The organism is Hungatella sp. SL.1.14, assembly GCF_024460495.1.
GTDB classification, from domain to species: domain Bacteria; phylum Bacillota; class Clostridia; order Lachnospirales; family Lachnospiraceae; genus Hungatella; species Hungatella hathewayi.
The window spans coordinates 1-17,838 of record NZ_JANFYJ010000020.1 but is presented as its reverse complement, the minus strand read 5'-3'; the positions used below and the strand labels follow the sequence as shown (position 1 = coordinate 17,838).

The following is a 17,838-nucleotide window of genomic DNA, read 5'->3' as shown; positions in this document are numbered from 1 at the left end:
AGCGCCGAATTTCTTCGCGCTGTCTTGTTTATATTTTCGTAAGATTTACTGTTTTCTGACCAGGACATTCAGCCACCGTGTGTCAGAATGACCAGAGCGGACATCCTCGGTTTCCCAGATCTTTACTACATCAAACCGGTCGTTGTCTTTCAGTACTTCCTCCATGGCATCCTCTGTGTAGTCACAGAAATACCGTTCTCCCCGGAAGCCCTCAAAGTCTCCCAGCTTAAAGGACATATAAAGAATTCCACTGTCTTTTAAGGCCCTTGCTATCTTTGTAAGAATGTCAGACAGTTCCTTTTCCGGAACGTGAAGCAGGGAAGCGCAGGCCCAGATTCCATCAAACACGCTGTCGAAATCCATCTCCTCAAAGGTCATATGGAGTACTTCCAGCCCTGTGTGAATCTCCGCCAGTTTACACATCTCCTCTGATGCATCCATGGCCGTCACATCGTATCCCAGTTCGTAGAAAATCAGGCTGTCCCTTCCGGAGCCGCATCCGAGGTCAAGAATCGTATCCCCTTCCTCCAGCAGATTTAAAAATTCCGTTCTAATCTCCGACATATCCTGATCCACTGTCTCTTCGAACACCTTTGCCGCATACTTATTATAATAGTCTATCGAGTCCAAAACAATCCTCCTGTTATTCCTTTCCACTCTATTAAAGTATCTCTATGGTTTTCTCGGTAATCCTTACTTTTCCATCTTTTAAGAGATGGCCAACCGCACGTTTAAATGCGTTCTTGCTCATCTGAAACTCACGCTTGATCACCTCCGGCGCCGCCTTGTCCGTAAAGGGAAGCACTCCGCCGAACTGGTCTCCGATTACGGCAAGTACCCGGGCCGAATCATCGTCCATCTGTAAATATGCCTTCTGTCTCGGGCTTAAATCCAGCTTGCCGTCCTCCCGCACCTTGGTCACCCGGGCCGACACCGTGTCTCCTTCATGATAATCGTCAAAGAGCTCCTTCTTTGGAATCAGTCCGTAGTACTTATGATCGACCGCCACGAACGCTCCAAGATTCTCATTGATCTCATAGATCGTTCCCGTCACCTGATCGTCTTTCTGATAAGGCGATTCACTGCTCATGTAGGCATAAACCCGCATGGTAGCCGCAAGTCTCTGGCTCTTATCTACATACAACGCTACCAGAACAGATTCGCCCTGGCGTACCTTATGCGTCTGCTCACGGAACGGAAGAAGAAGATCCTTCTCCAGTCCCATGTCGAGAAAGGCTCCGATTTTGGCGACCTCCTTTACCGGAAGCATCGCTGTCTCTCCTACCGAAAGCTTCGGGATCCCTGTCGTTGCAATCAGGCGGTCCTCCGAGTCTTTATAAATAAATACGCTGATTTCATCGCCCGGCTTCGCTCCCTCCGGAACCTGTTTCTTCGGAAGCAGAACGGAAGCTTCTGAAGCTGCCCCCTCCCCCAAATATACGCCGAACTCCTTGACCCTCTGCACCGTCAGGGTCTGCACTTTTCCCAGTTCTATCATATTATATCCTCTCTCGTTTTTCCCCGCAGCCATATCACTGCATAAGCCGCTCCCTGCTCATCACAGAGAGAAACCGTGTATCCTTCATCCGTCCGGCTGACATGCGGATAAACCACATCGCCGCAGACGGCTGCCTTCTTATACTCCACCCGGAGTTCTCCGACCTCGATTTCAGCCGGAAGCACCTCCCTGGCTATCTCCACATACTGGGCATTATTCACATGATGATTCGTGTCGATGTGGTGTTTGGCGATCGTCACGCACTCCGTCTCCACATAGTCTGCAGGTACCGTGATCTTCCGGGGCGCGTACTCCATCTCCAGGCGCTTCTCATCGCCTCTGCCGTATCCACGGATATTCTCTTCCTTCACCTTCACAGGGCGGCCCAGCTCCGTATCAAACAGAAACCACACGGAATTGGCCCTCACCAGGTAATTTCCTGCCTGATCGCAGATGGTAAAATTACGGTATCCGTAAAAGCCCTTAAAATCATAGGGCCATGTACCGATGACCACTTCCTCTCCCAGAGCCGGATACCGGTCAATCACAATCTGCCAGGAAGAGAGCCACCACGCCTGATGGTGTTCTGTCAGATAGGAAATTCCAAGCCCGATATCCTCCGACTGGAACGTCGAACAGTCCTGTAAGTAATTCATAATACCTGTAAGCGTCAGTTTTCCGTATTCATCCGTCTCACTGTACCGTATCCTGCTGCCAAATGTGTACATGCTGCACCTCTCATCAAAATTAAGTAACATTATAAAGCATTTTGCCTGTCTTGTCCAGAAGAAGGAACGATTCTGCTGCAGAAAAAGAAGCAGTTCCTTATGGATTCCTGCTTCTTTTCATGTTTCTGCAATTTATAAGATGACATTCTCATAAAATACTGCAAAACCCGCAGGACAGCTCCTGCGGGTTTCATCAAGACTGGGCTACAAGGATTCGAACCTTGAAATGACGGAGTCAGAGTCCGTTGCCTTACCATTTGGCGATAGCCCATTAACACAGCGAAATTTATTATACAAGATGTTGGTGTGATAGTCAAGCACTTTTTTATTATTTTAATCTCGCTGTGTCAATAAAGCCTTTCTTTCCTCTACTTTACAACTACTTCCAACTTCTCCTCTCCCAGAACTTCAAACGTAATGTTTGTGGAAACGTCCGCAGATACGCCTGCGGACGTTCTCTCTGCCCGAAGCGTAATTTTCCCGTCTGCCCTGCCGGCCGACACAGTCATGACTACATTTCCGTTCAGATCCGTTACTCCGGTCTCCGCAGTCATTCCCTCCTCCGGGAGCCAGAGAAGGAAGCGTACCCCGTCAGCAAAGTCATAATCCGGCCTGCTGCTTTCCTGTCCGACTGCCACAATACTGCCGGGACGTACCATAAGCGGCAGGGAGAAGTAATCGTGTGTTTCCTTCTGCCATCTGCCTCCTTTGACAGTCGTTCCGGTAAGTAAATTCACCCATACGCCCTCCGGAAGGTAGTATTCCACCTCTCCCGATTCTTTAAATACCGGAGCCACAAGAAGTGAATCGCCCAGCATATACTGCTTATCAAGCGGTTCGCAGGCCCGGTCCTCCGGAAATTCCACAAACATCGGACGCATCATTGGAATGCCCTCTTCATGAGCTTTTACCGCCTGCCGATAGAGGTACGGCATCAACGCACATTTTAACTTCACGAATTTCCGGAGCACGTCGCAGGCCTCGTCATCGAACAGCCACGGCACGCGGTAGGAGGAAGAACCATGAAGCCTGCTGTGAGAGCTTAACAGGCCGAACTGGCACCATCTCTTGTAAATATCCGCCGGCGCTGTATTCTCAAAACCGCTGATATCGTGGCTCCAGAAACCAAAGCCCGCGCAGGCCAGAGAGAGGCCGCTCCGTATAGTTTCAGCCATTGACGGATAAGTCGCCGAACAGTCGCCGCCCCAATGAGCCGGAAACTGCTGGCCGCCCACTGTCGCGGAACGGGCAAACAGCACGGCTTCCCCCGTCCCCCGTTCTCTTTCCAGAAGCTGGAATACAGCCTGGTTGTAGAGATAAGTATAATAATTATGCATTTTCACCGGATCAGACCCATCGTAATAAGCGATATCCTTCACCGGAACCCTCTCGCCAAAATCTGTCTTAAAACAGTCCACTCCCATATCCAGAAGCGTCTTTAATTTGCCCTGATACCAGGCGGCCGCATCCGGATTGGTGAAATCCACCAGCCCCATGCCGGCCTGCCACATATCGGTCTGCCATACATCCCCATTCGTCTTTCTGATCAGATAGCCATGCTCCATTCCTTCCTGGAACAGAGGAGATTTCTGTCCGATATACGGGTTAATCCACACGCAGATCTTTAATCCCCGGTCGTGATACCGTTTCAGCATACCGGCCGGATCCGGAAATGTCTTTGGATCCCAGGTAAAATTACACCACTCATACGCCTCCATCCAATAGCAGTCAAAATGGAACACATGCAGAGGAATATCCCGGTCCGCCATCCCCTGGATAAATCCGGACGTCGTCCCCTCGTCATAATTGGTCGTAAAGGAGGTGGTCAGCCAAAGGCCAAAGGACCAGGCCGGAGGCAGCGCCGGTTTACCGGTCAGTTTCGTATATTTAGAAATGGTTCCCTTCGGGGTAGAGCCGTTAATCACATAGTAATCGAGTCTCTCCCCCTCCACGGAAAACTGCAGACGCTCCACCTTTTCGCTGGCAATCTCATAGGCGGCGTCCCCTTCATTGTCCAGAAGCACACCGTACCCCTTGTTGGTAATATAAAACGGAATATTTTTGTATGTGATTTCGCTCGCTGTCCCGCCGTCCTCATTCCACATTTCAACCACCTGGCCGTTCTTCACAAACGGGGTGTATCGCTCGCCCAGTCCATAGATGCACTCATCCACATCAATAGCCAGCTGCTCCACCATATAAGTTTTTCCTGTATCCCGGTTTGTCATATGAGCCATATTGCGGTATCCTGTACTGGTCAGCTCCCGTTCCCCGTCAAGGAAGCGGATTCCCCAGCAGTTTGGCCGCTTGTCAATGACCGCAGTCGTACGGCCGCTCTGATAGCGGATTTCATCCTCCGTCTCCTCAACCGTCACATGAGGGGTGGTCTGATGGATCCGGGCGAAGGGGCCGTTGTATGCAGTTCCCTCAAAATGTCTCACGGAAACCTTAATCACATCTTCCATTGGGCTGGAAAGGCGGACCGTAAGCATCCCCAGGTTTAAGCAGTCCCCTCTTCCCGCAATATGCTTTCCCGGCGCGTAGAGGATGAGTTCATCCCCCTCTCTCCGGCTGTCTGCGAACTCTGTCGCATAGAGCGGGGTTATTTCCTTTTTTGTACACCAGTAACCTTCCGTAAATTTCATAGATGACCTTCCTTTCAAAAATTATAGGAACATTTTACTGATCTGAACGGCTTCCGAAGTCGAAACGCCATGTCCAGATTCTATCGATAAAACACGCTTTTTAGCATAAATTCATCATATCATAAGAATCCCTTTTGCAACATAGACAATTCCGAACTGTCATTTGCATTTTTTTGACTAACCTTGTATCCTCCCATTTACAGAGAAGGCCGCCAATCTTATCAAAAATTCGGCATCACGCCGGAGTCTTTAAGGGGAATTTTCAAGAAATATCAGGAATTCAGCCGAGCGAATTCAGAAACCGCTGAACCGGCTGTACAAGTAAGACCTCTTTCCAGCAATAACAAAAAAGCTTTCAAGCACAGAATTCTCATGCTTAAAAGCTTTTTTTACTGGGCTACAAGGATTCGAACCTTGAAATGACGGAGTCAGAGTCCGTTGCCTTACCATTTGGCGATAGCCCATCAACACAACGGTTGTATTATACTATACCATTTTCTCCTCGTCAAGCCCTTTTTTCATATTTTTTCTATTTTCTTTATTATTCCTTCAAATCAAACAGTTTAGGTCATATTTCTGATGCGTCACATGACACAATCCGTATCAAACCGCCGGAGGCGTATCAGCCGGCGCTTCCGTCCGGGTTTCAGTGGGCGCTTCCGTTGGAGGCTCGGTGGGCGGAGTGCTCTCCGTCTGCGGTACAGATTCTGTCTCGGCCGGTGATGTGGCAGAAGCCTCAGACGATTCCTCCGTCTGAGGCTGTGTTTCCGTTTCCTTTGTCTCTTCTGTTTCCGGCAGCGTCACCGGTTCCTCGTTTGCTCCGCCATCCCCGATGACCGGGGTCTCAAAGGTACCTTTCACCGTTGTCTGCTTTCCGTTCTTCGGAGATATTCCGCCGAGCACAAACGTGTATGAAGTTCCGCCTTCCAGGCCGCTTACGTAAATCTCACAGGTGGAACTGTCTGTATCGCCTACCATGGCGGAGTAGGTGGTTCCTCCCTCATCCTTTACCGATACGGTGGGATTCTTCCACTTCACTTTTGTCTTGAAATTGACCGTAACCACCCCGTTCTCATAATCGACGTAATCAATCGTGATCTTCGCGTCTGACACCGGCACCTGTGCTTCCGTCGTCGGCGCCTCCGTCGTCATCTCCGGCAGGCCGGAAGGAACCGGAGCGGTCGTCTGCGGAACCGGGGCCGCTGTGGTCTGATTACCTGTCTCAGACTCAGATTCCTCCGCAGTCGTTGTCTCCTCTGTCGCCGCCTCTGTTGTAACGGGAACAGTCGTAACCGGCTGCGTGGTTGTCTGCGCCGCGGTCGTCATATCCTCACTCACGCCTGCATGGCCTCCGACTGCGTAGGAACGTTCCGTGATCTCCTTCGCAATCTCCTCCATGGTCAGTGGCGCCAGCTTCTCCATATCCTCCATGGTCAGCGCCGGATTCTGATCAATCAGTTCCTTCAGGAAATATGCTTTTCCATAAGAGATCCTGTACTCATCCGCCAGCGCCTTTACATCATCTTCTTCAATCACCTGCTGGTCGTATACCACAGCCTTCACCTGATTTTCTTCCAGGGAACTCTGAATATCATTCACGACCGAGGACCGCAGAGCCGATGCCTTGCTGATACTGTCATTGGAGACAGTTACCAGAATGGCATTGTCCAGATCATCCAGGTAGCCATGAGTCACCATGGAACCGATCACTGCGTTCACCGCCACATTTAGATCAACTCCCTTAAGATTCATGTCTTCCATAATGGCTTTTGCATCTTCGTTCAGCGGCTCTGCCTCCAGTACCCGGTTCTTCCGGTTCACGGACAGTTCCACACTGGGATTGACATCGATGCCGATCACGGAATCCACTTTCCCGTTGCGGTACGTATATGTGCCTCCTGCGGCTGCCACCATGCAGAGACACGCTGCTGCCAGAGCCGCCATCACACGCATGCGTCTGCGCATCACAGCGATGGAACTGACAGCCCTCCCGGCCTCCTCATGCAGCTCCTCCGCTGTCATCTGAGGCATGGTTAAATCAATTTTATCCAGCACATTCGGAGTCAGGTCCATGACCGCAGACTTCAATTGTGCTTTCAGTTGTTTTCTGTTCAGTTGTCTGTCGGTTTTGTGAAACATGAACGCTCACTCCTTTCTTTTGCAGATGCAGAACTTCCGGCACCGTACCTGCGGGAAACTCCCTGCTCTTTTTATGTTAAATAGTTTTCCAGCTTTTTCATCGCGCGGTTGTATTTGGAAAGTACCGTAGCCAAAGGCATGCCTAATGATGCTGCAATCTCCCGGTGCTTCATGCCTGCAGTCGCGTGAAGAAGGACGATCTCCCGCTCTTCCTCTTTCAATATCTTAAGAGCCGCGGCCAATACCAGCTTATCCGCCGCCTGTTCAATCTCAGGGCATACTTCCCCCGTCTCTTCGCCTTCCAGATCCTCAAACGCGATATCAGACTCATGCTTCTGATTGCGAAACTTCATATAGCATAAATTCCTGGCTATGGTAAACATCCACGCCAGCGGCTTCCCCTGGGACTTATATCCCGCAGCGGAAGTCCATACCTTTATATAGGTTTCCTGCATGATCTCTTCGGCATCCTGGGGATTCTTTACAATAGACAGGATAAACCCGTAGATTGACCGGTCTGTATTCTGATATAATTGTCTGAACGCTTCCTGGTCTCCTGTTCCAACCTTATTAAGGAGCACCTCATCGCTTAACCGGCCGTAATCTTCCGGCCCATCAAGGCTCATCATACCCATAAATAACATGGAGTCGATTTCCTTTCTACTAAGTTAATGCAGGATGCTGTCTTCTTATTGCATATTATGGAAATTTTTTTGTTTCCTTATTCTTCCACGCCAAAGCCGCTTTCTGTCGTCATGACCAGACAGCACCTGCTATCCCGCTCTGCTACCTTCTCTGTTATCTCTTTCCTGATCGCTTCTCTCGCCGCCCTGTCGTAATCCCTTGGAACGACCAGATCGAAGATCAGATTGATCTGTTTTTCACCTTCCACCATCCGAAAATCATGGAAGCTGCACTTAGAATCGATGCTCATAACGATCGATTCCACCATTTTCTTAAATTCCGTTACCCTGCTGTCCTTTGTCTCGATGGGATCCATATGGATCACGAGAAAAATTCCGAAACGGCGCTGTGCTTCCCGTTCCACATAATCAATGATCTCGTGGGATTTTTCGATGCTTACATCATTCGGAACCTCCGCATGGATGGATGCCATACTTCTGGAAGGCCCGTAATTATGTACGATCAGGTCATGGCTTCCCACAATGCCGTCAAAGCTTTCTACAAATTCCGTAATCTCCCGGTAGAGCTTCGGATCGATGGGCTCTCCGATTAGCGGCGCCAGCGTGTCCCTGGCAATTCCGACACCCGCCCACATAACGATAAGCGACACGATGAGCCCCACAATTCCATCGATATTGATCCCCCAGATTCCATAAACCAGAATCGAGAGTATGGTCGCCGAGGTAGTGCCCACGTCGCCCATGGAATCAGCCGCCGTCGCCATCATAACGGAAGAGTTGATCCTCTTTCCCAGCTTTCTGTTAAACATGCCCATCCACAGCTTCACGCAGACCGACATCAAAAGAATTACAATCGAAATATACTTAAACGTCATCTCCTCCGGATGGAGAATCTTGCCGGCAGACGTCTTAAACAGTGAAAAGCCTACCTGGATGACGATAAACGCCACGATAAACGCCGCAATATACTCCACACGGCCGTGCCCGAAGGGATGGTCCTCATCCGCCGGCTTGCCTGCCATCTTTACGCCGATAAAACCAATGATGGAGGAGGCTGCGTCCGATAAGTTGTTAAATGCATCGGCCATAACGGAAATGCTGTTGATCAGCAGTCCGATAAACAGCTTCGCGGCAAATAAAAGCACATTGCAGCAGATCCCCACAGTACTGGCCATCAGGCCATACTCCGTCCTCACTCCAGTGTCTCCCGTATTCTCGTAATCCTTAACAAATGTCTTCACTAAAAAATCTGTCATGTTACTCCCTGTCCTCATACATAACCCGCTCTAAAAACAGACCTTCCGGCGGTGCGGTAAAACCGGCCGCCTGCCGGTCCAGTTTCAGCAGGATTTCCTTCATTTCCTGCGGACTGCGTTCTTCCAGCCCGATCTCAATCAGCGTTCCCGTAAGAATCCTGACCATATGATATAAAAAACCGTTTCCCGTATAGCGGATCAACAGTTTCGTGCCTTCTTTTTCAATTGTGATATCAGAAATCGTCCTGACTGTGGACTTTTTCATTTTTTTATTGCCGCAGAAGCTCTTAAAATCGTGTTCCCCCAGAACACAGGCCGCAGCCTCCTTCATGCGGTCTGCCGACAGCTGCTTTCCGAGCCCATAACAGTACTTTCGCTCGAACACATCCTTCTTCGGCCCCATCTCAATTCGGTATAAATACGTTTTTTGTACAGCATTTAACCTGCTGTGAAACTTGTCCGGCACTTTCTCTACAGAGAGCACGGCAATATCCTCCGGCAGGTACTGATTAAAGTATGCCCTGATCTGGTCTTCCGTCATACCGGTATCTGCATGGAAATTGGCCGTCTGTGCCAGCGCATGAACTCCGGCGTCCGTTCTTCCCGATCCGTGAACCTCCACCGGCCTTCCGGTGAGTTTAAGCAGGATACCTTCCAGCTTTCCCTGAATCGTATTACCCGTGTTGCCCTGTTTCTGCCAGCCGTCATAGCGGCTCCCGTCATACTGAAGTACTATTTTGTAATTTTTTATCACGTTTTTTCGCTCCTGTCCTGCTTACGATCCAAGCTGCTGCTGCAAATAAGATAGTTCCAAAAGCCACTCCCGCACAGTCCAGCCAGACATCACTGATCTGTCCCGACCTGCCAGCCACAAAAAGCTGAATCGTCTCATCGGCAAACGGTACCAGAAAGCCTGCCAGCACCTGAGACAGAACACGGCTGTGCAGCGGCAGGACATACGTCTGAAAGCAGAGGCAGAGCAGTATCCCCAGGGCGGCATATTCCGTAAAATGCGCGGTCTTGCGGATCACATGTTCCGTAATAATGGTTCCGTCCACACCTCCTGCGGTCAATACCTGCTGCACCAGCCGCAGCACCGCACCGCTGTCCGCAGAGGAGAGATCGGCGTTCTTCATGGAATTGGAGAAAATAAACAGCACATAGAGTACTGCCGCAGCACTCCAAAAACACTGTCTCTTCGTAATCTTCATCTTCATCGCAGGATCCCGCTCTTATCAACCAGTTCGGCTGCTTTCTTCAGCACATCTTCATCCTGGACAAGTGCCAGCCTCACATAGCCCTCGCCGGAAGGCCCGAAAGCGCTTCCCGGAGTGACCAGAAGTCCGGACTTTTCAGCCAGTTCCATGGCAAAAGAACTGGAATCGGTAAAGTTATCCGGTATCTTCGCCCACACAAACATCGTAGCCTCCGGCTTCTCCATCCTCCAGCCGATCGCTGTCATGCCGTCACACAGGGCATCCCGCCTGCGTTCATAGGCCTTTCTTGTCTCTTCCACGCATGCCTGATCCCCCGTAATCGCCGCAATTGCTGCCATCTGAACGGGCAGAAACATACCGTAATCCATATTTGATTTCAGCATTTTCAAATGACTCACGACTTCTTCATTGCCCACGCAGAAACCGATTCTCGCGCCGGCCAGCCCGTAGGTCTTTGACAGCGAATTAAATTCCACACCAACCTCTTTTGCTCCCGGAAAGCGGAGAAAGCTTCCGCATGTCCTGCCGTCGAATACCAGTTCGCTGTATGCATTGTCGTGCAGAACTATCACGTCATGCTTTTTGGCAAACGCGATTACCTCTTCATAAAAACTGTCCGGAGCCATGACTGTGGTCGGATTATTGGGGTAAGAGATGACCATGAGCCTGGCCTTTTCCGCCACCTCTTCCGGTATCTCCTTCACATCGATGACATATCCGTTTTCCTTTTTCTGAGGCATATAAAAAAGGGTGGCACCCGCCAGAAGCGGACCATCCGCAAACACAGGATAACAGGGATCAGGAACCAGAACGATATCGCCCTCATCAGCTATGGAAAGCGCGATATGAGCCAGTCCCTCCTGAGACCCCAGCAGAGAACAGATCTCCGTATCCGGATTTAAGTTCACGCCGTAACGCCGCTCATACCACTGTGCCACCGCCTTTAAGAGTTCCTTCTGGTCACTGATGGCATAGACGTAATTTTTCGGATCCGCAGCCGCCCTGCACAGGGCATCGGTAATATGCCTGGCCGGCGGTATGTTAGGCGCTCCCACGCCTAAATCGATTACAGTCTCTCCCCGTTCTTCCTTCTGTCTTTTTATCTCCAGTAATTTAGAAAATATTCCTTCTCCGAACCGGTCCATTCTCTCAGCAAACCGCATAGATTCCTTTCCACCTCATTCTTCCATCAAAATTCATAATGTTACCATTATAGTACAAAGGTGGACATAATACAAGAAAAGCGATAAAAATTCACGATTTTACAGTTACCGGTAATTCGTCAGGCAATTTTGACACATCAGGCGTTCCATGCTGTCACACATGGAACGCCTGATGCTTTTTTCTATCATTTCCGATCCGCAGGGCGGTTTTCTGCCCCGCGGTCTATGACTGCTGTTCTACTGCACCGACTCCAGATAGGCCAGCACTGCCTTCAGGCAGCCGTCTACCCCTACCAGACCACTTTCCAGAGAGAGATGATAATTCTGAGCCTTTCCCCATTCATTGCCGGTGTAATACTGATAGTAATCCTTTCGTTTCCGATCCACCTCACGGATTCTGCTCTCCATCTTCACCGGATCCACTCCGGTCTCCAGAGAATTCATCCGTCTGATCCGGTCTTTCATTTTCGCGTAAATAAACAGGTTGACACTGTTCTCAAGAACCATATCCGCACACCGTCCTACGATCACGCAGGGTCCCTGCTCTGCCAGCTTCCGGATCACTCTGGACTGTGCTAAAAAGATCTGGTCCGACATGGGAACCTGATAGATAGACGAAAATGGTGAGTAGAAATGGCGGTCCAGCGGATCTTTGATCAATGGCATGTTCTCATCATAATGAAGGAACGCATCCTCCGGCATGTCACTCTCCTCCGCAGCCATGGAAATCAATTCCTTATCGTAAAACGGAATCCCCAGACTCTCAGCCAGCCTCACTCCCAGTTCACGCCCGCCGCTTCCAAATTCACGACTGATTGTAATCGCTCTTTCCATAAACCATTCCTCCTTGTCCTGAGCACACAAAACGGCTGAAACAGGCCGTATGCGTACCATGTATGTGCTGAAACTCATACCTGCATTGTACCACATCCGGCCGTTTCTGTATACTGGTTTACAGATCGTTTCTTCGCCGGTTTCCCGTAAGAAATCAATCGGGAATTGCGTTTTCAGAATATGTAGTATATGATATAAATGATAACCGGACAGGACGTTAAGCTGCCGTAAATTCGCGGAGAATGGAGAGACTCATGATTGGATTGGTAATTACGGGACATGGTCAGTTTGCTGCCGGGCTGGTCAGCGCACTGGAACTGTTGATTGGACATCAGGATCTGCTGACCGCTGTCGATTTCGAAGCCGGACAGAATGAGGACCTGTTGACAGAGCATTTGAAGCATGCCGTCGAAGGCATGCACACTTGCGATGAGATCCTAATATTGTGTGACATGATCGGGGGATCTCCTTATAAATGCGCAGTCAGGCTGACCGCCATACTCCCGAAGATCACGGTCATATATGGAATTAATCTGGGTATGGCCCTGGAATTGACCATGCGGTGCAGGATGGGACTGGACAGAGATGCCGGAGCGCTTGCCGATGAAATGATAGATACCGGCAAAGCACAGATCGGTAAATACAGACCAGTGCCAGCCGGATCTTCCTGATTCTGCAGACAGGAATCAGCAGTATTCTCGAAAAAACTCACATTCTTCATCATTGCAGCGTGATGCTTCCTTCAGACGGATATTGCAGTGGAAAACGTGTCCCAAAGGCTGGTCCGCATTTCCAAAGTAACGGTATACAAACGGAATCTCAAACTCCATCAGTTTCTCCGCCAAAAGCGGCGCCTGATCTCTCAGGAAATCACCGGAAGCAGTCATAAGAAATACCGGTGGGTATTGACTGGTCACGAAGTTCACGAGACTGATCCTCTCAAACTCTTCTCTCGTCCCTTTCTCCGGCAGAAGATCTGCCATAAGCAGATTGCTCTGGTCCTTTTCGTCGTCGGAAACCGGCGTCCGGTAGACACCGCAGTTTAATGCAACAGCAGCAGGCACAAACCCCTTTGGCGGCTGAAAAGGATACGCCGCCGCATAGTCCGGGTTCGTACAGATCGCCGCATAAAGCCCCAGAATGTGGGCTCCGGCTGAATCGCCCACGCCGAATATCCTTGACCGGTCAAAACCATACTCCTTTGCATGGTCAAGCACCCATGCAAATACCCGGTTGGTATCCTCCAGAGACGCGGGATACTTGAATTCCGGAGCCAGGCGATAAGTAAAATTTACAACTGCAAATCCCCGGCGCGCCAGATCCATACAATAGTACTGGTATCTCTCCTTATCTCCGTATACCCAGCCGCCGCCATGGACGCTCACGATAACCGGGAGCGGCCCTTCCTCCTTTTGAAGACGGTATACATCGAGAACCTGCCATCCTGCATCCTCTCCATAGACGATATCATCATAACGCAGGATTCCCTCTGGGGTGGTAAGACCGGCATCCCGCCGGTCATCACCTTCCTTAAATAATTTACGAATGGTATCACTCAATTCTGACATCGTTCTCTTCACCTCTCTATTTTGTATTTCGTTTTGCCTCCAGGTCATGCTGAATCGTCACAATATATTTATCGATATTCATCATGAAACACAGAGCCAGGCATACTACCGCAATTATGGCGCCGCTGTATCCGAATCCGAACCGAATCATGGCAACGGCAGAGGCAGGCTGTACAGCGGCAGTCCCGTCATATCCGCCCATAGTGATGATCCAGGTACAGAGTGCGGAGCCGAGGCCGATTCCCACCTTCATTCCAAAGGAAGTACAGCAGTTGACGAGCCCCTCTGAGCGGACTCCGGTCTTCCATTCGCCGTAATCCACGACATCTGCGGTCATCGCAAAGATTCCTGACATGATTGGTCCCATCCCGGTTCCCTTTATAATCAGTCCCAGAAGAACCAGAGGGAAGCTGGAACCGGCTGCGCCAATCACCAGGCCGCCCAGTACCATCAGAAATGCACCGCTAACCATCAGTTTCCACTTTCCGTATTTCCGAATGACTTTCGGAAGCATAAGATTGACTATGATTGCCGGAATTGTGGTAGCCATGGATATGTAGGTTAAATAACCCAGATTGTTTAAAACGATGTTGCAAAAATAGAACGTTGTGGAACCGGTACTGACGATGCCAATATAAAGAAACATAAACAGCAGACTCTGAATATAAAAGTATCTGTTTTTTAAAAGTGCCGGCAGCGCTGTTTTCAACGGAACATTTTCCACCTGCACCACACCGGTTTCCGCGTCTTCTCCGATATGCTCCCTGGTTCCCAGAAAGCAGATCAGGCACATAACAAAGGTTACAATCCCGTAAATAATTGACAGCCAGAACCATCCGGCCGTAGACAGCAGAGTCGCCGTCACCGCGTTAATAACCAGCGTTGTAAGCTGCGTCATGACAAAACGCGTAGTAGCCGCAGAAGCACGGTCCTGAACATTGAGTGTCATGCGTGACAGCAATGCGTTAAAGGGAAGGTTATTCGCTGTATACACAATGCAGTTCTGAAAAATATAGGTCAAATATGCATAAACAAGTTTTCCATTACCGCTTAAACCCCCCGGAACATTAAATTCCAGGATCAGTGCGATCGCCATAAGCGGTGCCGTCCAAAGAACCCATGGCCTGGCTTTTCCCCAGCGTGTCTTCGTCCTGTCAACGACAGCCCCCATCACGATGTCGGTAATACCGTCAAACACCCGGGCCAGCAGCATCATTGTTCCGACCGCGGCTGCCGCAATTCCTACAGTGTCCGTATAATACGCAGTTAAAAATGTGGAGCAGAGCGCCACCGTGACGTTTGCTCCGCAGTCTCCCATACCATAAGAGATTTTTTCCGTCCATGATAATCCATTCTTCTTCCTTCCCATTGCTTCCCCTCTCCTGTCACTTGATTTTTATATCCCTCATTATAGCGGAGAGCGGACGGGAATTCCTTGCGTATTTTATCCAAAAACATCCATATATTGACCTGTACCCAAAAATGCGTCCCCTTTTTACCGTCATTTTTCTTTATTTCTTTCCATTTTTCTGTATTGGAACGGAGTAGTACCGTACTCCTGCTTAAACGCCAGTATCAGTCTCCGGTCATCCGAGAATCCATTGTTCAGGGCGATTTCCAAAATCCCGCTGTCGGAAGCCATCAGCTGCATCCTGGCCTTCTGAAGGCGGTATTTTGTCAGATATTCCGTAAATGTCATACCGGTATGCTTCTTAAAGAAGCGTGCGAAATACTCCCTGGAAAAGTAGAATTTTTCTGCAATCTCCGCCTGAGAAATCTTTTCCATGTAATGATTCTCGATGAATTGAAGGACACCTTTCAGCCGTTCAATATTCTTTTGATTATTAAGCGGCAGGATCACGTTCTTCTCCGCCACCCCCTCCTGCGTGATGTGGTACAGCAGCTGAAGCACCAGCCCCTTTCTATATATTTTCTCGTAGCGTGACAGCTCTGTTCCATCACCAAAGTGAGACAGCGTCACCATCAACTCTCTGATGACCGGAGTCGTCACCTCCTTTTCATTCAGAAAATACATATTCCGAAAATCCGGAAATACCTCCTCTAAAAACTCCCGCGAAATAATCAGGGCAATCACCACTTTTCTTCCATTCCCATATACCGAACGGTCCGGTATGATGTTGTGACTGCTTTCTGAATTCACCACAATCAGTCTTCCCGGCTGCGACCTGATGCAGGTTCCATCAATATAATGGAGACTGTTTCCCTGTAATGTATAAACAATCTCCAGTTCCTCGTGCCAGTGGTTAAACAACAGTTCATCACCAATTGACGGATAATAGGGAAGATTATAGATATGAAACGGATTATCTCCGTCATATTCAAACATCTGGCGCTTTGCAACAGGTTCACTCACGTTCCCACCTCTCTCCTGCCGCTGCAGGTCTTTACGCTTATCTCTCAGTACACAGCTTCTGTCTATTGTTTCTATTCTGATTATAGTGTTTTTTACATCTTCTGTAAATTAAAACGACATCCGGTCAGCCTTCCGTATTTGACAGACATTCTGAAAAGAGATACACTTACTGTAATACAACACACAAGAGAGTACTTTCTGACAGGAGGATCGCATTTTCATGAAATTAAAAAAACGTCTTTTCACCATTTCCGCCGGAATCTGTCTGTCTCTGGCACTTACCGCGGTGCATTTTCCTGCACGGCTTCAGGAAACCTTTGCCGCCGCAGACACGGGCAGCGAAACGAACCGTACCGGCTGGCTGCACAATGGCAGCCGGTGGCAGTACGCTCTCTCTGACGGCTCCCTGATTTGCGGCGGCTGGATCAAAGACGGGGATGGCTGGTATTATTTTGACACCGATGGAATGATGGTGAGTGATACTACGCTCGATATCGAGGGACATACCTACCGTTTTGAGCCTTCGGGAGCCTGGAGGGAGACTCCGCCGGCAGACCCTCTGTTCGTCCATCTTCCTTCTGGCCGGTTTGAACAGTCCGTCTATGAGCATCCATGGGCCGGAATCCGTATAACGCTGCCGGAATATACCTTTGCGCTGACCGCCGAAGAGCTGAACGCGCTGTCTGCCCATGATTATATCCCCAGCTATTACGATTTTCTGGCCATCATGCCGGAGCAGTCGCTCTTTGGAGTCGTCATCCAGTATAACAGCGATCCGATTGAACAGATTCTCACAGATGATCTCAATGTATTCTCTGCATTCTGGGGGAAATACGATTTGTCCCCTTCAGTCCCGCAGCCCGTAACTGTAGCCGGGCAGACTTATCAGAAAATGGTCTGCAGCATACCGGAAAATCTCAAGATGAACGTTTATCTGCGAAACCAGGAGAATAAGGTGATCTATCTCTTTTCAATCGCTGCCGACGAGGAAGCCGCCGATCGATTCATCGAAACGATTATTCCCTGTACGCGCTAACAACTGGTCTCGGAGTATCAGTTTAATAAAAAAGAAAATGCAGCAGAATCAGAAAGAACGTTATTATAACAATCGTCAGGTAAACTTATGATAAAAACAGAATTTGGAATTATCGATGCGATAGATCCGGAAAAAAATTATAATATCTATGAGCCAGAAACATATCACTGTGTCGCCATCGATGACGACAAGTATATCAGCGACTGGTGGCCCAGACTGCTGCTGATCAGGACCTATACACAGTCCCTGAAGCGCCCCTCCTTTGCCCTTGACAGATGGGGCGTTACCTTAATCCCGCCGGAGTCACTCCCCGCATTGCAGGATATCGTGATCAGCGACAGAAGAATTCATCACGATCACCAGTTGATTGCACTTGCAGACAAGATCAGCCAGGCGATTGATGAGCAGAAGTATATGATTCATTTTGGCATATAATACAAGAAAGCGGATCTCCATCACTGGAAATCCGCTTTCTTTCTCTTATCCTCAGAGCGCGAGACGGGGATCGAACCCGCGACCCCAACCTTGGCAAGGTTGTACTCCACCACTGAGCCACTCGCGCTTATTCTATAAAAACGAAGCGACTCTCATCTCTCCGTTTTCTCTTATGGCATATACCCTCAAAACCACACATTGTACATATCTTTTCATCCGTTCTTATTTCCTCTTTTTCCTAAACCAACTTGGTTAAGCCCTCGACCTATTAGTGACAGTCAGCTCCATACGTTACCGCACT

Annotated in this window: 17 protein-coding genes and 3 tRNA genes; 3 read left to right on the top strand and 17 right to left on the bottom strand. The window is 49.4% G+C overall.

Translation table 11 applies throughout. From position 1 onward, the window contains the following. Positions 1–45 precede the first annotated feature (45 nt). The 13 genes from NE473_RS20165 to NE473_RS20105 form a co-directional block, all read right to left on the bottom strand. The gene (locus NE473_RS20165; protein WP_022030992.1) at positions 46–630 is read right to left on the bottom strand and encodes a class I SAM-dependent methyltransferase; all 585 of its coding nucleotides are present in this window, start codon (positions 628–630) and stop codon (positions 46–48) included. A gap of 31 nt (positions 631–661) precedes the next feature. After that, positions 662–1,498: a CvfB family protein gene (locus tag NE473_RS20160; protein WP_006774844.1), complete on the bottom strand. Its 837-nt coding sequence runs from the start codon at positions 1,496–1,498 to the stop codon at positions 662–664. Further along, positions 1,495–2,226, bottom strand: coding sequence for an acyl-[acyl-carrier-protein] thioesterase (locus tag NE473_RS20155; RefSeq protein WP_022030993.1), 732 nt, complete (start codon positions 2,224–2,226; stop codon positions 1,495–1,497). The genes NE473_RS20160 and NE473_RS20155 overlap by 4 nt, the downstream gene beginning before the upstream one ends. A gap of 199 nt (positions 2,227–2,425) precedes the next feature. Beyond that, a tRNA-Gln gene (locus NE473_RS20150) sits at positions 2,426–2,497 on the bottom strand. Between the two features lie 97 nt (positions 2,498–2,594). Next, on the bottom strand, positions 2,595–4,871 hold the full coding sequence (gene yicI / locus NE473_RS20145; protein ID WP_055650111.1) for an alpha-xylosidase: 2,277 nt from the start codon (positions 4,869–4,871) through the stop codon (positions 2,595–2,597). Between the two features lie 392 nt (positions 4,872–5,263). Beyond that, a tRNA-Gln gene (locus tag NE473_RS20140) sits at positions 5,264–5,335 on the bottom strand. Positions 5,336–5,474: 139 nt separating this feature from the next. Then, the gene (locus NE473_RS20135) at positions 5,475–7,010 is read right to left on the bottom strand and encodes an anti-sigma-I factor RsgI family protein (RefSeq protein ID WP_022030995.1); all 1,536 of its coding nucleotides are present in this window, start codon (positions 7,008–7,010) and stop codon (positions 5,475–5,477) included. Between the two features lie 71 nt (positions 7,011–7,081). After that, positions 7,082–7,654, bottom strand: a complete 573-nt coding sequence (locus NE473_RS20130) for an RNA polymerase sigma factor (protein WP_002602284.1) — start codon at positions 7,652–7,654, stop codon at positions 7,082–7,084. Between the two features lie 77 nt (positions 7,655–7,731). After that, positions 7,732–8,910 (bottom strand): cation diffusion facilitator family transporter, encoded by a 1,179-nt coding sequence (locus NE473_RS20125; RefSeq protein WP_055650112.1) that lies wholly within the window; start codon positions 8,908–8,910, stop codon positions 7,732–7,734. 1 nt (position 8,911) lies between these two features. Next, positions 8,912–9,664, bottom strand: a complete 753-nt coding sequence (truA, locus tag NE473_RS20120; RefSeq protein ID WP_022030997.1) for a tRNA pseudouridine(38-40) synthase TruA — start codon at positions 9,662–9,664, stop codon at positions 8,912–8,914. Further along, positions 9,630–10,127 (bottom strand): VanZ family protein, encoded by a 498-nt coding sequence (locus NE473_RS20115; RefSeq protein WP_242866121.1) that lies wholly within the window; start codon positions 10,125–10,127, stop codon positions 9,630–9,632. The genes truA and NE473_RS20115 overlap by 35 nt, the downstream gene beginning before the upstream one ends. After that, positions 10,124–11,290, bottom strand: coding sequence for an aminotransferase class I/II-fold pyridoxal phosphate-dependent enzyme (locus tag NE473_RS20110; RefSeq protein WP_022030999.1), 1,167 nt, complete (start codon positions 11,288–11,290; stop codon positions 10,124–10,126). The genes NE473_RS20115 and NE473_RS20110 overlap by 4 nt, the downstream gene beginning before the upstream one ends. A gap of 237 nt (positions 11,291–11,527) precedes the next feature. Next, on the bottom strand, positions 11,528–12,124 hold the full coding sequence (locus NE473_RS20105) for a cytidylate kinase-like family protein (RefSeq protein WP_039892103.1): 597 nt from the start codon (positions 12,122–12,124) through the stop codon (positions 11,528–11,530). Positions 12,125–12,378: 254 nt separating this feature from the next. On the opposite strand from NE473_RS20105, the gene NE473_RS20100 reads away from it, so the two are divergent. Beyond that, positions 12,379–12,795: a PTS sugar transporter subunit IIA gene (locus tag NE473_RS20100; protein ID WP_055650157.1), complete on the top strand. Its 417-nt coding sequence runs from the start codon at positions 12,379–12,381 to the stop codon at positions 12,793–12,795. Positions 12,796–12,810: 15 nt separating this feature from the next. On the opposite strand, the gene NE473_RS20095 is transcribed toward NE473_RS20100, so the two are convergent. The 3 genes from NE473_RS20095 to NE473_RS20085 all read right to left on the bottom strand — a co-directional run bounded on the left by NE473_RS20095 (position 12,811) and on the right by NE473_RS20085 (position 16,066). Then, positions 12,811–13,692 carry an alpha/beta hydrolase gene (locus tag NE473_RS20095; protein ID WP_055650158.1) on the bottom strand — a complete coding sequence of 294 codons (882 nt, stop codon included), beginning with the start codon at positions 13,690–13,692 and terminating at the stop codon, positions 12,811–12,813. A 16-nt stretch (positions 13,693–13,708) separates the two neighbouring features. After that, positions 13,709–15,061, bottom strand: coding sequence for an MFS transporter (locus tag NE473_RS20090; RefSeq protein ID WP_022031003.1), 1,353 nt, complete (start codon positions 15,059–15,061; stop codon positions 13,709–13,711). Between the two features lie 132 nt (positions 15,062–15,193). Continuing rightward, positions 15,194–16,066: an AraC family transcriptional regulator gene (locus NE473_RS20085; RefSeq protein WP_242866128.1), complete on the bottom strand. Its 873-nt coding sequence runs from the start codon at positions 16,064–16,066 to the stop codon at positions 15,194–15,196. 220 nt (positions 16,067–16,286) lie between these two features. On the opposite strand from NE473_RS20085, the gene NE473_RS20080 reads away from it, so the two are divergent. Together NE473_RS20080 and NE473_RS20075 are read left to right on the top strand one after the other, a co-directional pair. After that, entirely contained in the window at positions 16,287–17,102 is an 816-nt protein-coding gene (locus tag NE473_RS20080; protein WP_055650159.1) for an N-acetylmuramoyl-L-alanine amidase family protein, read from the top strand. 87 nt (positions 17,103–17,189) lie between these two features. Next, positions 17,190–17,537 carry a hypothetical protein gene (locus NE473_RS20075; RefSeq protein WP_055650160.1) on the top strand — a complete coding sequence of 116 codons (348 nt, stop codon included), beginning with the start codon at positions 17,190–17,192 and terminating at the stop codon, positions 17,535–17,537. A gap of 55 nt (positions 17,538–17,592) precedes the next feature. On the opposite strand, the gene NE473_RS20070 is transcribed toward NE473_RS20075, so the two are convergent. Then, positions 17,593–17,664 (bottom strand) — tRNA-Gly (locus tag NE473_RS20070). Positions 17,665–17,838: the final 174 nt, after the last annotated feature.

What these genes read in the sequence shown, in the direction of transcription:
- NE473_RS20075 (WP_055650160.1), top strand. Translation starts at nt 17,190, where the DNA reads ATGATAAAAACAGAATTTGGAATTATCGATGCGATAGATCCGGAAAAA.
- NE473_RS20105 (WP_039892103.1), bottom strand. Translation starts at nt 12,124, where the DNA reads ATGGAAAGAGCGATTACAATCAGTCGTGAATTTGGAAGCGGCGGGCGT.
- NE473_RS20115 (WP_242866121.1), bottom strand. Translation starts at nt 10,127, where the DNA reads ATGAAGATGAAGATTACGAAGAGACAGTGTTTTTGGAGTGCTGCGGCA.
- NE473_RS20100 (WP_055650157.1), top strand. Translation starts at nt 12,379, where the DNA reads ATGATTGGATTGGTAATTACGGGACATGGTCAGTTTGCTGCCGGGCTG.
- NE473_RS20125 (WP_055650112.1), bottom strand. Translation starts at nt 8,910, where the DNA reads ATGACAGATTTTTTAGTGAAGACATTTGTTAAGGATTACGAGAATACG.
- NE473_RS20135 (WP_022030995.1), bottom strand. Translation starts at nt 7,010, where the DNA reads ATGTTTCACAAAACCGACAGACAACTGAACAGAAAACAACTGAAAGCA.
- NE473_RS20080 (WP_055650159.1), top strand. Translation starts at nt 16,287, where the DNA reads ATGAAATTAAAAAAACGTCTTTTCACCATTTCCGCCGGAATCTGTCTG.
- NE473_RS20130 (WP_002602284.1), bottom strand. Translation starts at nt 7,654, where the DNA reads ATGTTATTTATGGGTATGATGAGCCTTGATGGGCCGGAAGATTACGGC.
- NE473_RS20095 (WP_055650158.1), bottom strand. Translation starts at nt 13,692, where the DNA reads ATGTCAGAATTGAGTGATACCATTCGTAAATTATTTAAGGAAGGTGAT.
- NE473_RS20160 (WP_006774844.1), bottom strand. Translation starts at nt 1,498, where the DNA reads ATGATAGAACTGGGAAAAGTGCAGACCCTGACGGTGCAGAGGGTCAAG.
- NE473_RS20090 (WP_022031003.1), bottom strand. Translation starts at nt 15,061, where the DNA reads ATGGGAAGGAAGAAGAATGGATTATCATGGACGGAAAAAATCTCTTAT.
- yicI (WP_055650111.1), bottom strand. Translation starts at nt 4,871, where the DNA reads ATGAAATTTACGGAAGGTTACTGGTGTACAAAAAAGGAAATAACCCCG.
- NE473_RS20110 (WP_022030999.1), bottom strand. Translation starts at nt 11,290, where the DNA reads ATGCGGTTTGCTGAGAGAATGGACCGGTTCGGAGAAGGAATATTTTCT.
- NE473_RS20155 (WP_022030993.1), bottom strand. Translation starts at nt 2,226, where the DNA reads ATGTACACATTTGGCAGCAGGATACGGTACAGTGAGACGGATGAATAC.